The sequence below is a fragment of the Streptomyces sp. S186 genome (assembly GCF_051603415.1).
Taxonomy (GTDB): domain Bacteria; phylum Actinomycetota; class Actinomycetes; order Streptomycetales; family Streptomycetaceae; genus Streptomyces.
The window spans coordinates 3755857-3769074 of record NZ_CP193932.1; the positions used below are offsets into that span (position 1 = coordinate 3755857).

The window sequence follows — 13218 nt, forward strand, 5'->3', positions numbered from 1 at the left end:
CGCAAATTCGGGCGGGAGATTACACCGGCCGGCCCCGGAGGAACGGCCGCAACTCCGGCCCACCCGAAAAAACCACCCGCCCCGAAACCCAACCCGAACACCCAACCCGAACACCCAACCCGAACACCCGGCCCGAACACCCGACCCCAACAAGCGGGCGTTCCACCGATGTTCAGTCGATGTTCAGTCAATGACGCCTTCCACGCCCCGCGCCCGCACCGCCCGCACACTCGCCTCGGTCCCCACGTCCCACGCGAAGATCTCCAGCTGCCGACCGTGCGGCCCCCGCAGCCGGTGCACCGCCCGGGCCCAGCGCGAACCGACCTCCGCCATACGGGGATTGATCTGATCGGCGAACCGCGCATAACGCCGCAGCCGGCTCATCGGCGGCCGCCCCAGAATTCCCGTACGCACTTCCGGCATCAGCCTGTGCACCCGCTTCACGCAGCGCACACAGAAGCTCTGGATCACCAGCCGATGACGGATATGCACCCGGTCCAGCCAGCCCAGCGCCCGCAGTTCGCGCAGCGTCTGCGCCTCGATTCCCGGATATTGCTCGGGCGCCTTGAGCTCCAGCAGCAGCCCCTGCTGATTGCGGTCCAGCCGGTGCAGATAGTCGGCGAGCGTGGGCACCCGCTCGCCCGCGAACCGTTTCCCGAACCAACTCCCGGCATCCAGCCGCGCGATCTCCGCCGCGGTGAATTCCCCCACCCTCCACGGCGCCCGGTCCGGGAACACCTTCGCGGCATCGGTGGTCCGGTTGAGCGTGGTGTCGTGCAGCACGATCAGCCGCCCGTCCCTGGTCCGCTGCACGTCGTTCTCGACCCACACCAGGCCCCGGCGGTGCGCCGCGTCGACGGCCGCGAGGGTGTTCTCCGGCGCGTAGCGGGACGCGCCCCGGTGGGCGATCACGAACGGCGTGCCACGCTCCTCCGGCAGCTTCACGAACGTCCCGCCCCGGGTGGCCAACTGCTGCCGTCCCTCCGGACCGGACGCCAGCGCCGACGAGGCCATGGTCACCGTGACGAGGAAAGCGCACGCACCGGACGCGGCCCGCAACGGCCGCCGGATCCGCACCGATCTCCCATGCACGCGGAGCCTCCAGGTCGCTCGACCGCAGACGCTGCCGTCTGCGTCAGGTACGGCCCCCTAGGGCCTGTCCGATGAGTCCGCAGCTGCCCTGCCTCCCGACCCTGCCTCCCACTCGCCCCCGCCGCCACGCGAGCCGACCCGCCGCACGCCCCCTCCGCCGGTCTTTTCCGCAGGTCAAGCCCTTCGGCGGCGGCTCCGCCGGGAGGCGGCCATCCGAGCGGGCCGAAAAGCGCTCCGGCCGCGAGGTCGGGACCTCGGTCCCTCGGCAGGCGGGGACGCCTGAACTACGATGCAAAGATGATCAATTCCCTCACCACACCGTTCGGTCGTTTCGACGCGGCCTGGCGCGCCGTCGAGCGTCCGGAACTGGTGGCGGACCCCACCGCCGCGGCCCTGCGCGCGTGGGCGGGCGCCGAGCCGGCGGAGTCGGTGCTGGTCGTCGACACCGATCCGGAGAAGGCCGACACCGCCGCCTTCTGCGAGACCTACGACGTGCCGCTGGACGCCTCCGCGAACTGCGTGATCGTCAGCGCCAAGCGCGGCCAGGAGGTCACCTTCGCCGCCTGTGTCGCGCTGGCGACCACCCGCGTCGACGTCAACAAGGCGGTCCGGAAGCACCTCGGCGCCCGTAAGGCCAGCTTCGCGCCCATGGAGACCGCCGTCGCGGAGACCGGCATGGAGTACGGCGGCATCACCCCGCTCGGCCTGCCGGCGGACTGGCCGGTGCTGATCGACGAGGCGGTCGCGGCCAGCCCGTACGTGCTCATCGGCAGCGGCCGGCGCCGCGGCAAGCTCATCCTCCCCGGCCGCTTCCTGGCCCAGCTGCCCCGGGCCGAGGTCCTCCCCCAGCTGGCCGGCTGACACCCGGCCGTCAAGACCAGCCCCACCGTTGCCGCCGAGGAGCCCGCGGCGGCAACGGGCACCCACCACGCCCCGGGCTCCGCACTCCGGGAGGCTCTGCCATGCCCCAGCTCACCTACGACGAGGTGAAGTCCGCGGCCGCCCGTATCGCCGGGCAGGTCCGGCCGGTGTCCCTCGCGCCCGCGGACTCGGATCCCGACGGCGCCCGGGTGTGGTTCGCCTGCGAGTTCCTGCAGCACACGGGCACTTTCAAGGCCCGCGGCGCGGCCAACTTCACCGCCGCGCACAAGGAAGCCGGCACCATGCCGGAGGCCGGCGTCGTCATCGCCTCCGGTGGCAACGCCGGGATCGCCTGCGCCTGGGCGGCGGCCCGGCACGGCGTCCCCGCCGACGTGTTCCTGCCGGAGACCTCCCCCGCGGTGAAGGTGGCCGGACTCCGGGCGCTCGGCGCCCGGGTGCACCAGGTCGGGACGGAGTACTCCGAGGCCCTGGCGGCGTCCCGCGCGTACGCGGCCGACACCGGCGCGCTGGAGTCCCACGCCTACGACCACCCCCTGATCGCCGCCGGGGCCGGCACCCTCCTCGAAGAGGTCGCCGCCGCGCTGCCCGCGGTCGACACGGTGATCGTGGCGGCCGGCGGCGGCGGGCTGTTCGCCGGCACCGCCGCGGCCGCCGACCACCACGGCATCCGGACCGTGGCCGTCGAACCCGAGCACTCCCGGGCGCTGAACGCGGCGCTCGCGGCGGGCGCCCCGGTCCCGGTCGAGGTCCGCTCCGTCGCCGCCGACGCCCTGGGCGCCCGCCTGGTCTCCCCGGCCGCCCTGGACTGGGCCCAACACCCCGGCACCCGCTCGGTCCTGGTCCCCGACGACGCGATCGTGGCCGCCCGCCAACACCTGTGGGACGCCTACCGCATCGCCGTCGAACCGGCCGGCGCCACCGCCCTCGCGGCCCTCCGGTCCGGCGCCTACGCCCCCGCGCCCGGAGAGACGGTCTGCGTCGTGCTGTGCGGTGCGAACACGGACCCGGGGGATCTCGTCCCGCGCTAGGGCGCTGCTGACGGATCTCCGATGCGTCAGGGCCGGCGGAAGGTCGCGTACACCACCGGGGTGGTGTACGCGATCGTCAGCGCCCCGGCGTCCCGCTGCCGCAGATGCGCCTCGACCTCGTCCTCGCCGCGCAGTTGGTGGACGGCGTCCTCGACCACCGCACGCTCGGCCGGCAGGCCGCTCCGCGCAGGCGGACGTGGTACCGGCGTTGAACAAACTGCTCGCAGCCTGATCAACACGACCACATCTTGCAACGACCCCGGAAATCCGCCGGGGCGGAGGGTTTTCCCGTGCGTGGAGGTGCGCACCGCGGTGGCGCGGTCCTGCCGGGCGCGATCGGCTCACCAGCGGCAGTCAAGGACGGTGGAGCATCATGCCGGGCATGAAGGCTCTTGTCCTGTCCGGAGGCTCAGGGACCCGCCTGCGCCCCTTCACCCTCACCTCGCCGAAGCAGCTGGTGCCGGTGGCCAACAAGCCGGTCCTGTACTACGTCCTGGAAGCCATCGCCGAGGCCGGGATCACCGAGGTCGGCATCGTGGTGGGCGACACCGCCGACGACATCCGGGCGGCGGTGGGTGACGGCTCCCGTTTCGGGCTCGACGTCACATACCTGCGGCAGGAGGCACCGCTGGGGCTGGCCCACGCGGTGCTGATCGCCCGGGAGTTCCTGGGCGAGGACGACTTCGTGATGTACCTCGGCGACAACTTCATCGTGGGCGGCATCACCTCGCTGGTGGAGGAGTTCGCGGCCGAGCGCCCCGACGCGCGGATCCTGCTGACCCGGGTGTCCGACCCGACGGCGTTCGGCGTCGCGGAGCTGGACACGGACGGGCAGGTGGTCGGTCTGGAGGAGAAACCGGAGAAGCCCAAGAGCGACCTCGCGCTCGTCGGGGTGTACCTCTTCGGTGCCGCCGTCCACGACGCCGTACGGGCCATCCGGCCGTCCGACCGAGGCGAGTTGGAGATCACGGACGCCATCCAGTGGTTGATCGACGGGGGGCACGACGTGCGGTCCACCGTGATCTCCGGCTACTGGAAGGACACCGGCAACGTGCAGGACATGCTGGAGGTGAACCGCTCGGTCCTGGAGGGGCTGGAGGCGCGGAACGACGGCACCGTCGACGCCGGGAGCGAGCTGATCGGCCGGGTGCGGGTCGAGGCGGGTGCCCGGGTGTGCGGATCGCGCGTGGTCGGTCCCGCGGTCATCGGCGCGGGCACCGTGATCAGTGATTCGTATGTCGGCCCCTACACCTCCATAGGGGAGAACTGCCTGGTGGAGGACACCGAGATCGAGTTCTCCATCGTTCTGGGGGAGTCCCGCCTCGACGGGGTGCGGCGCGTCCAGGCGTCCCTCATCGGCCGCAACGTGAGCGTCACTCCGGCCCCCCGGACGCCGGCAGCCCACCAACTCATCGTCGGCGACTACAGCAAGGTGCAGATTTTCTCATGACGCGGATCCTGGTGACCGGCGGCGCGGGCTTCATCGGCTCGCACTACGTCCGCACCCTGCTCGGTCCGGACGGCGACCCCGGTGTGACGGTCACCGTGCTGGACCTCCTGACGTACGCGGGCAATCCCGCCAACCTCGACGCGGTGCGCGGCAGTGACCGGTTCGCGTTCGTGCGGGGCGACATCTGCGACGCCCCGCTCGTCGACGATCTGGTGGCCGCGCACGACCAGATCGTGCACTTCGCCGCGGAATCGCACGTCGACCGCTCGATCCTGGACGGTGCCGGCTTCGTGCGCACCAACGTCGTCGGGACGCACACCCTGCTCGACGCCGCTGTACGCCACGGGCCGAAGGTCTTCGTGCACATCTCCACGGACGAGGTCTACGGATCGATCGACAGCGGCTCCTGGCCGGAGAGCCAGGCGCCGGCGCCCAGCTCGCCGTACTCCGCGGCGAAGGCGTCCAGCGATCTGCTGGCCCTCGCCCACCATCGCACCCACGGGCTCGACGTCCGCGTGACCCGCTGCTCCAACAACTACGGCCCCCACCAGTTCCCGGAGAAGGTCATCCCGCTGTTCATCACCCGGCTGCTGGACGGCGGCCGGGTGCCGCTCTACGGGGACGGCGGCCATGTCCGGGACTGGCTGCACGTCGACGATCATGTCCAGGGCATCGAGCTGGTCCGCACCGGCGGACGGGCGGGCGAGATCTACCACATCGGGGGCGGCACCGAACTGACCAACCGGGAGCTGACCGGGCTGCTGCTGGAGGCGTGCGGCGCCGACTGGTCCCGCGTAGACGCCGTCGAGGACCGCCCGGGCCACGACCGCCGCTACTCCGTCGACTGCCGCAAGATCACCGAGGGGCTCGGTTACCGCCCCCGGAAGGACTTCACCCGGGGGCTCGCCGAGACGGTGGCCTGGTACCGGGAGCACCGCTCCTGGTGGGAGCCGCTCATCCGCCGGACCCCGTCGCTCGCGAGCCGGCGGCCGCGCGCCGGATCGCGTCCAGCAGGTCCGCCTGGGCCAGCGTCTCCGGTACGTCGGGCGGGGTGAGGGTGCCCTCCCGCACCGCCCGGGTGAAGCGGGACAGTGCCGCCGCCACCTGGTCCTCTGCGGGCAGCCGCACCGTGCGGGTGCCCGACGCCCGCTCCACGACGATCTCCGGTTCGAGGTCGGCCGGCGGGGTGAAGGCGCGGTCCACGCGGAGGCGGCCCTCGCTGCCCCACACCTCGTACTCCGATCGGTAGGCGTGGTCCATCCCGAAGGTCAGCTGCGCGCTCACGCCGTCGGGGCGGTGAAGCAGTGCGGCGCCGGAGGTCTCCACCCGGCGGCCCGGCGCGGTGGACAGCACGGCGCCGGCCACCCGCAGACCCACGCCCAGCAGATGCACCGCGGCCCGCACGGGATACAGGCCGATGTCGGCCAACGCGCCGCCCCCCAGGTCGGGTTGGTGGCGGATGTTGTCGTCGCCGGGGGCGGGAACGGTGAACGCCGCGTGCAGCGCCCGGGGCGCGCCGATCGCGCCGTCGGCGATCAGGGCGCGTACGGCCGCGTGCCGTCCGTGGTGGACGAAGAGCACGTTCTCGCGCAGTACGAGACCCTTCCCGGCGGCCCGCGCCAGCAGGGTCCGGGTGGTCGCCGGGTCGGTTGTCAGGGGCTTCTCCGCCAGGACGTGCTTGCCTGCGTCGAGGGCCGCCGCCACCCACTCGGCGTGCAGCGCCACGGGCAACGGTACGTACACCGCGTCCACCGACGGGTCGGCCAGGAGACGGTCGTATCCGGACACCGGGCGGGCGCCGTGGGCGGCAGCCACCTCGGCGGCGCGGGCCTGGCAGCGGCTGGCGACGGCGGCGATCTCGATGTCCGCGGCGACGGCCATCGCGGGGAGCATCCGGCGCCGGGCGATGTCGGCGCAGCCCAGCACCCCGAAGCGCAGCGGTCGGGTCATGTGCGTGCCTTCCGGTCGTGTGGTGGCGGCTCCCGCGGTCCGGGGCCCGGGTGCCCCGAGTCTGGGCGCGGGTGCTCGACCCCAGGTCGAGCTGGGCTCAAGAGGGTGCGGCCACACTGCCGGGGGTGATCCGGGGCGGCCACCACCGTGTGGGCGAGGTGGTTCCGGGCGCCGGCCCGGCCCGCCGGGTACCGCAGCAATCGACGGGAGACCCTCGTGTTCGCCGACACCGCCTCGTTCCACCGCTGGTTCGACCGACGGCGCCGGGCCCATGCGTACCGCGTGACCCGGGTCCCGCTCGACCGGCTCGACGGATGGTCGCCGGCGGACGGCTCGGGCGACCTCCGCCACCGCAGCGGAGGGTTCTTCTCCGTCCGGGGACTTGACGTCACCTGCTCGGGCCGGGCCGTCGACGCGTGGCAGCAGCCCATCATCGCGCAGCCTGAACACGGCATCCTGGGCATCCTGGTGAAGGAGTTCGACGGGGTCCCGCACTGCCTGTTGCAGGCGAAGATGGAGCCCGGCAACGTCAATCTGGTGCAGCTGTCGCCGACGGTGCAGGCCACCAGGAGCAACTACACCCGGGTGCACGGCGGCCGGCCCGTCCCCTACCTCGACCACTTCATCGCGCCGCGCCGGGGGCAGATCCTCTCCGACGCGCTCCAGTCCGAGCAGGCCGCCTGGTTTCTCGCCAAACGCAACCGCAACATGATCGTCCGGACCGATGAGGACGTCCCGGTCCTGGAGGACTTCTGCTGGCTCACCTTCGACCGGATCGCCGAACTCCTCCACCACGACGACCTGGTCAACATGGACACCCGCACGGTCCTGTCCGGTGCCACCTGGCTGCGCCGTCCGGTGGCGGCAGCGGCGGGCGAGGACTCCTTCGACGCCGCACTGGCCCGATCCTGGCAGCCCGGGGCGCCCGCCCGTCACACCACCGCCGAGCTGCTGAGCTGGTTCACCGAGGCGAAGGCCGGGTGCACTCTGCAGCGGCGGCTGGTCCCGCTGGCCGGTATCGAGGGCTGGTCGCTGCGCGACGGCATGATCTCCCATGACAGGGGGCGGCACTTCACCGTCATCGGCGTCCGTGTCGAGGCACCCAACCGCGAGGTGAGCGGCTGGTCGCAGCCGCTGTTCGCGCCGCGCAGCCAGGGCGTCGTGGCGTTCCTCGCCCGGCGGGTGAGGGGCGTCCTGCATCTGCTGGTGCAGGCGCGGGTCGAGACCGGGGCGCTGGACCGCGTCGAGATGGCGCCCACCGTGCAGTGCCAGCCCGCCGACTATGCCGCCACGACGCTGGGCGGGCTCGGCGCCGCCGCCCGGCCGCCGTTCCTGGACGTGGTGGAGGCCGCGGCGCCCGGGAGCATCCGGTTCGACACCGTCCAGTCCGAGGAGGGCGGGCGGTTCCACCATGCCCGCAGCCGGTATCTGCTCGTCGAGGCCGACGACGGCTTTCCGGACGAGGTGCCGCCCGGTTATGCGTGGATGACGATGCGTCAGCTCATGACGTTCGTGCAGCACGGGAACCACCTCAACGTGGAGGCGCGTTCCCTGCTGACCCTGCTGGGGTTCCTGCCCGAGGACCACGCCGCCGCACGGCGCCGCCCGGTGGCCGCTCGCGTGTGAGCGGCCACCGGGCGGCGGCCGCGGCGTCAGCATCCCGCGTGGGTGGCGCGGCGGCGCTCCTCGGCGAGGGCGAGGCAGTCCTCGTATCGCGGGAGCAGGCCGCGCGCCGTGGCCTCGGCGAGGCTCGGCGCGGCGGCGTCCCGGTCCGAGAGCGTGAAGCGCCCCCGGTCCGGCCAGGGCAAGCCGAGCGCCGGGTCGAGCGGGTCGACCGCCTGCTCCAGCTCGGCCCGGTACGGCGTCGACACCAGGTACGACATCACCGTGTCGTCCTCCAGGGAGAGGAAGGCGTGGCCCACCCCGTCCGGCAGGTACACGCCTCGGAACGACTCGGCGTCCAGCTCGACGGTGTCGAGGGCCCCGAAGGTGGGGGAACCCGACCGCAGGTCCACCACCACGTCCTTGGCCCGGCCGCGGACGCAGTTGACGAACTTGGCCTGGCCGGGAGGGGCGGTGGTGAAGTGCACGCCCCGCACGACGCCCCGGGCCGAGCGGGTGTGGTTGGTCTGGGCGAGCGGCATACGGTGCCCCACCGCCCGGACGATCGCCTCGTCCTGGAGCGGCGAGACGAACATGCCCCGCCGGTCCCGGTACACCCGAGGGGTGAACAGGAAGCAGCCGGCGACCGCCAGTTCACGGACGTCCGCGGTGGGGGTGGCAAACGTCCTGGGGGCGGTCGGTGCGGGACCTGCGGGGCGGAAGGGGCCGGTCATCTGTCCTCCTGGGAGCTGATGTGCCATCGCGCCCCGAGTCTGCGGAACCGCCCTGGAGCATCGGTCGACGACCACGCCGCGCCGGCGGTAAACCGGCCATCCCGCCCGGCTGTTCGGGAACACGGCGGCCCCCGCCGTCGTTCACAGCACTCCGACAGAACCAGCACTTCCACAGGACCGGTACTCCGACAAACGGCAGTTCGATGGACCCAGCCAGGAGAAAACAGAACGCATGGTGTGGATGGCACGCGAAGAGGCGGAACTGCTGGCGCAGTACGCGGTCGTGTTCGAGCCGGGCGACCCGGCGCGGACGGGTCGCGTCGTCTTCTGGGACCCGGCGGGCGGCGCCCCGCCACCCGGCCCGGCCACGGGCGAGCAGGGCGCGGCCGAGCTGGTGGCACCCGGCGGCGCGGCGGGGGAGGTGACCCTGCGCCGGGTGCCCGTCCTGCGGCTGCCCCTCGCCGACGCCCTCCCCGCCCTGATGCTCGCCCGTGGCCGGGCCGGCACCGGCGCCCACCGGGCGGCGGCGTTCTGGGGCGGCGCGCTGGCACTGGGGCTGCACCTGACCGCCCGCGAGCGCCTGTTGCCCGGCGTCTCCGCCGGCGGGTACGACGCCTGGCGGGCCGGGCCCCTCGACCCTGAGGACGCCAGGCGGCTGCGAGAGCTGGCCGAGGCCGCGCCCGCCGAGGCTTTCGCGGCGCCGGGTACCGACCCCGCGGAGCTGGTACGCGCCTTCGCCGACGCGGTCGCCGACACCCTGCCGCGCACCGCGGCGGCACCCGCCGCCACGGGCCGGGACGCGTTCGCGGCCACCGCGCCGCAGCACGTGCCCCACCTGCGGAGGTGGGCCGAGGAGATTTCCGCCGGACTCGACTCCGGTGTCCGGGTTTCCCTGCGGATCGAGCTGGCCGCGGACGGCGGGCGGCCGCCCGTCCCCCACCTCGTGCCCCGGGCCCACAGCCTCGCCCACCCGGATCTCGCCCTCGACGCGGACGAGCTGTTCCGCAGCGCCGACCACGCGCTCGGCCCGCGCGCCCAGGCCGAGACGGTCCTCGCCCTCCGCCGGGCCGCCGGTGTGTGGCCGCCGCTGGAGCGGCTGATCCCGGTGCCCGGCCGGCTCGTCCTCGACGATGCGGAGGTCCGGGAGCTGCTCTCGGGTGCCGCCCACCGGCTGGCCGCCCAGGGCGTCGACGTGGTCTGGCCGAAGGACGCCGCGCGGGCGCTGACCGCCCGGGTGGTGGTCGGCGCCGACCGCGAACCGCCCGCCGAACTCCGCTCCTTCTTCGGTGGTGACGGCACCGTCGGCATGCGGTGGCGGATCGAGCTGGACGGGGAACCACTCACCGACGTGGAGACCGCCGCCGTCGCGGAGGACGGTCGGGCCGTGGTGCGGCTGCGTGGCCGCTGGGCCCTCGTCGACGCCGCCCTGTCACGCAAGGCGCGCGAGCCGGAACTGCCGCCGCTGACCGCGATCGAAGCCCTCGCCGTGGCGCTGACCGGCTACGCCGAGGTGGGGCAGGAGCGCATCCGGGTCGCCCCCGGGCCCTGGCTGGACGCCCTGCGCCGGTGCCTGGCCGCCCCCGACGACGGCGGCGCGCCCCTGGCACAGCCGGCGGCGCTCACCGCCACCCTGCGCGACTACCAGCTGCGCGGTCTGCGCTGGCTGGAGCGGGTCACCGCGCTCGGCCTCGGCGGCTGCCTCGCCGACGACATGGGCCTGGGCAAGACCGTCCAGCTGATCGCCCTGCACCTGGTCCGCCAGGAGCACACGCACAGCCGGGGCCCCACGCTGGTGGTCTGCCCCGCCTCGTTGCTCGGCAACTGGGAGCGCGAGGTGAGCCGGTTCGCCCCGGGCACCCCCGTGCGGCGCTACCACGGCCCCGGCCGGGCGCTCGACGGCGCCGCCGACGGCTTCGTCCTCACCACGTACGGCACCATGCGCCTGGACGCGGGGGAGCTCGCCGGGCAGCGCTGGGGACTGGTGGTCGCCGATGAGGCCCAGCATGTGAAGAACGCCCGCTCCGGTACGGCGAGGGCGCTGCGGCACATCCCCGCGCAGGCGCGGATCGCGCTCACCGGCACCCCGGTCGAGAACAGCCTCGCCGAGCTGTGGTCGATCCTCGACTGGACCACCCCCGGGCTCCTCGGCGGGTACGGCCGCTTCCGCCGCCGCTGGATCGCGCCCATCGAGGCGGAGCGCCGGGAGGGTGTCGAGGAACAGACGACCGCCCGCCTCCTCGCCGACCTGGTACGGCCTTTCCTGCTGCGGCGGCGCAAGACCGATCCCGGCATCGCGCCCGAACTCCCGCCCAAGACCGAGACCGACCGCCCGGTGGCGCTCACCGGCGAGCAGGAAGCCCTCTACCGTAAGCAGGTCGACGAGGTGATGGCCGAGATCCGGGCCGGCACGGGCATCGCCCGCAGCGGACTCGTCCTCAAGCTGCTCACCGGCCTGAAGCAGATCTGCAACCACCCGGCGCAGTTCCTCGGCGAGGAGGACGGGCTCCTGCCCGGGCGCTCCGGCAAGCTCGCTCTCCTCGACGAGTTGCTCGCCACCATCACCGCCGAGGACGGCGCGGCGCTGGTCTTCACGCAGTACGTCACGATGGGCCGGCTCCTCGAACGTCATCTGCGCGAACGCGGCGTCGAGGCGCGGTTGCTGCACGGCGGCACGCCCGTGGCCCGGCGGGAGGAACTGGTGCGGTCCTTCCAGGACGGCGCCTTCCCCGTCTTCCTGCTGTCCTTGAAGGCGGCCGGCACCGGCTTGAACCTCACCCGCGCCGACCATGTCGTCCACTACGACCGCTGGTGGAACCCGGCGGTGGAGGCACAGGCCACCGACCGCGCGTACCGCATCGGGCAGACCCGTCCCGTCCAGGTGCACCGGCTGATCGCCGAGGACACGGTCGAGGACCGCATCGCGCGACTGCTGGAGTCCAAGAAGGAGCTGGCCGACGCGGTGCTCGGTGCGGGCGAGCAGGCGCTGACGGAGCTGACCAACGCCGAACTGGCCAACCTTGTGGAACTGAGGAGCATGTGATGAGCGGGTCGGACAGCAGCCGGGCACGGGGTTTTCCCGCCTTCCCGGCCCGGCGGGGCGGACGCGTCCGCGGCCGCTCCTTCTGGGCGAAGTCCTGGGCCGGTGCGGTGGAGGACGCCTGGCCGGAGGAGGGGCCCTTGAAGGAGGGCCGGACCCTCGCACGCAGCGGGCGGATCGGCCCGGTCACCCTCGGCCCGGGGCGGATCGCGGCCGATGTGTATGGCGGTGAGGAAGCCTTCACCACCGTTCTCACGCCGCAGGAGCTGGACGACAACGCGTGGGAGCGGCTCTGGGAGCACTGCGCGGACCGGCCCGCCGTGACCGAGGCGCTGCTGGCAGGTGAGGTTCCCGAGGAGCTGCTGGAGGCGGCGGAGGACGCGCGGGTGGGGCTGCTGCCCGGCTACGCGGACCTGGGCGCGGAGTGCGACTGTGACGGTCTCGACCACCCCTGCCCCCATGCCACGGCCCTGGGCTACCAGGTGGGGTGGCTGCTCGACGAGGATCCGTGGCTGCTGCTGCTCCTGCGTGGCCGGGACGCCGAGAGCGCCCTGGAGGAGCTGAAGTGCGCCGTGCTGTTCCAGGCGATGACCGGGACGGCGGGGGATGAGGACGACGAGGGGCCGGACGACGAGGACGGGACGGCCGGACCGGAGCCGGGTGCCGGGGCCGGGCCGGACGACCGCCTCTGGGAGGCCAACCGGCAGGCCTATGACCGTCCCGCCGTCCCGCTGCCACCGCTGCCGCCGCTGCCCGGGCCGCTGCAGCGTTCCGGCGCCCCGGTCACCGGCATCGGGGCCGACCCCCTGGAGGTGCTCGCCGCGGACGCCGCCGTCCGGGCGCGGGAGCTGCTCGCCGCGCTCCTCACCTCCGCCACGGAGCCGCCCCCGCCCCTGAACGGGTGGCAGGACACCGTACGGCTCGCCGCCACCCACCCCGACCCGCGCGTACGGGCCCGGCTGCGGGAGTCCTGCGGTGATCCGGATGGGCTGGACCGGGCTGCGGCCGCCTGGCGCACCGGCGGCCGGGCCGGCCTGGAGGTCCTGGAGGAGTGCTGGGCTCCGTCCGAGCAGGAGACGGCCCGGGCCCGTACCGCGCTGCTGGCCGCCTGGGACGAGGCGGAGGCCGGGGAGCCGTCGCCGTTCACGGCGGACGGCAACCGCTGGACCCTGACCGGTCGCGGCCTCCAGCTGCGGCAGGGCCGCGACGGACGGTGGTACCCGTACCGCCGCACGTCCGGCGTCTGGTGGCCGGCGGGCGCCCCCGACACCGACCCGTCGTCGGCCCTGGCCGAACTGCTGGAGCCGGCAAGTCCGGCGGATCCGGTGGGGGACGCCTGACCGCCCGCCTTCCGTACCGCCACCGACCGCGCCCGGTCCCTGCCGCAGGGGCCGGGCGCGGCCGTTCTCCCCGCTCCCCCACCGCCCCAGGTGGCGTAGAGCA

Annotated in this window: 11 protein-coding genes; 7 read left to right on the forward strand and 4 right to left on the reverse strand. The window is 73.8% G+C overall.

The window, feature by feature from the left end:
• Positions 1-183 precede the first annotated feature (183 nt).
• Entirely contained in the window at positions 184-1014 is an 831-nt protein-coding gene (locus ACRAS8_RS15915) for a glycerophosphodiester phosphodiesterase (RefSeq protein WP_438490503.1), read from the reverse strand.
• A 375-nt stretch (positions 1015-1389) separates the two neighbouring features.
• Between ACRAS8_RS15915 and ACRAS8_RS15920 the strand changes: the two genes are divergently transcribed.
• Both ACRAS8_RS15920 and ACRAS8_RS15925 read left to right on the forward strand, forming a co-directional pair.
• A complete protein-coding gene (locus tag ACRAS8_RS15920) occupies positions 1390-1953 on the forward strand; it encodes a YbaK/EbsC family protein (RefSeq protein WP_438486708.1) in 564 nt (187 codons plus the stop codon).
• 101 nt (positions 1954-2054) lie between these two features.
• On the forward strand, positions 2055-3002 hold the full coding sequence (locus tag ACRAS8_RS15925; protein WP_438486709.1) for a serine/threonine dehydratase: 948 nt from the start codon (positions 2055-2057) through the stop codon (positions 3000-3002).
• Between the two features lie 26 nt (positions 3003-3028).
• On the opposite strand, the gene ACRAS8_RS15930 is transcribed toward ACRAS8_RS15925, so the two are convergent.
• Positions 3029-3160, reverse strand: coding sequence for a hypothetical protein (locus ACRAS8_RS15930; protein ID WP_438486710.1), 132 nt, complete (start codon positions 3158-3160; stop codon positions 3029-3031).
• A 224-nt stretch (positions 3161-3384) separates the two neighbouring features.
• Between ACRAS8_RS15930 and ACRAS8_RS15935 the strand changes: the two genes are divergently transcribed.
• Both ACRAS8_RS15935 and rfbB read left to right on the forward strand, forming a co-directional pair.
• Positions 3385-4452, forward strand: a complete 1068-nt coding sequence (locus tag ACRAS8_RS15935; RefSeq protein ID WP_438486711.1) for a glucose-1-phosphate thymidylyltransferase — start codon at positions 3385-3387, stop codon at positions 4450-4452.
• Positions 4449-5507 carry a dTDP-glucose 4,6-dehydratase gene (gene rfbB / locus ACRAS8_RS15940; protein ID WP_438486712.1) on the forward strand — a complete coding sequence of 353 codons (1059 nt, stop codon included), beginning with the start codon at positions 4449-4451 and terminating at the stop codon, positions 5505-5507. The genes ACRAS8_RS15935 and rfbB overlap by 4 nt, the downstream gene beginning before the upstream one ends.
• On the opposite strand, the gene ACRAS8_RS15945 is transcribed toward rfbB, so the two are convergent.
• Positions 5407-6402, reverse strand: a complete 996-nt coding sequence (locus ACRAS8_RS15945) for a Gfo/Idh/MocA family protein (RefSeq protein ID WP_438486713.1) — start codon at positions 6400-6402, stop codon at positions 5407-5409. The two genes, rfbB and ACRAS8_RS15945, sit on opposite strands and share 101 nt — an antisense overlap.
• 216 nt (positions 6403-6618) lie before the next feature.
• On the opposite strand from ACRAS8_RS15945, the gene ACRAS8_RS15950 reads away from it, so the two are divergent.
• Positions 6619-8028, forward strand: a complete 1410-nt coding sequence (locus ACRAS8_RS15950; protein ID WP_438486714.1) for an NDP-hexose 2,3-dehydratase family protein — start codon at positions 6619-6621, stop codon at positions 8026-8028.
• Between the two features lie 26 nt (positions 8029-8054).
• On the opposite strand, the gene ACRAS8_RS15955 is transcribed toward ACRAS8_RS15950, so the two are convergent.
• Positions 8055-8738 carry a dTDP-4-dehydrorhamnose 3,5-epimerase family protein gene (locus ACRAS8_RS15955; RefSeq protein WP_438486715.1) on the reverse strand — a complete coding sequence of 228 codons (684 nt, stop codon included), beginning with the start codon at positions 8736-8738 and terminating at the stop codon, positions 8055-8057.
• Positions 8739-8970: 232 nt separating this feature from the next.
• Here ACRAS8_RS15955 and ACRAS8_RS15960 point away from each other — a divergent pair, with 232 nt between their 5' ends.
• Both ACRAS8_RS15960 and ACRAS8_RS15965 read left to right on the forward strand, forming a co-directional pair.
• The gene (locus ACRAS8_RS15960) at positions 8971-11778 is read left to right on the forward strand and encodes a DEAD/DEAH box helicase (protein WP_438486716.1); all 2808 of its coding nucleotides are present in this window, start codon (positions 8971-8973) and stop codon (positions 11776-11778) included.
• On the forward strand, positions 11778-13115 hold the full coding sequence (locus ACRAS8_RS15965; protein ID WP_438486717.1) for an SWIM zinc finger family protein: 1338 nt from the start codon (positions 11778-11780) through the stop codon (positions 13113-13115). Before ACRAS8_RS15960 ends, ACRAS8_RS15965 begins: the two co-directional genes overlap by 1 nt.
• The last annotated feature ends 103 nt before the right edge of the window (positions 13116-13218 follow it).

What these genes read in the sequence shown, in the direction of transcription:
- ACRAS8_RS15915 (WP_438490503.1), bottom strand. Translation starts at nt 1,014, where the DNA reads ATGGCCTCGTCGGCGCTGGCGTCCGGTCCGGAGGGACGGCAGCAGTTG.
- ACRAS8_RS15920 (WP_438486708.1), top strand. Translation starts at nt 1,390, where the DNA reads ATGATCAATTCCCTCACCACACCGTTCGGTCGTTTCGACGCGGCCTGG.
- ACRAS8_RS15925 (WP_438486709.1), top strand. Translation starts at nt 2,055, where the DNA reads ATGCCCCAGCTCACCTACGACGAGGTGAAGTCCGCGGCCGCCCGTATC.
- ACRAS8_RS15935 (WP_438486711.1), top strand. Translation starts at nt 3,385, where the DNA reads ATGAAGGCTCTTGTCCTGTCCGGAGGCTCAGGGACCCGCCTGCGCCCC.
- rfbB (WP_438486712.1), top strand. Translation starts at nt 4,449, where the DNA reads ATGACGCGGATCCTGGTGACCGGCGGCGCGGGCTTCATCGGCTCGCAC.
- ACRAS8_RS15945 (WP_438486713.1), bottom strand. Translation starts at nt 6,402, where the DNA reads ATGACCCGACCGCTGCGCTTCGGGGTGCTGGGCTGCGCCGACATCGCC.
- ACRAS8_RS15955 (WP_438486715.1), bottom strand. Translation starts at nt 8,738, where the DNA reads ATGACCGGCCCCTTCCGCCCCGCAGGTCCCGCACCGACCGCCCCCAGG.
- ACRAS8_RS15960 (WP_438486716.1), top strand. Translation starts at nt 8,971, where the DNA reads ATGGTGTGGATGGCACGCGAAGAGGCGGAACTGCTGGCGCAGTACGCG.
- ACRAS8_RS15965 (WP_438486717.1), top strand. Translation starts at nt 11,778, where the DNA reads ATGAGCGGGTCGGACAGCAGCCGGGCACGGGGTTTTCCCGCCTTCCCG.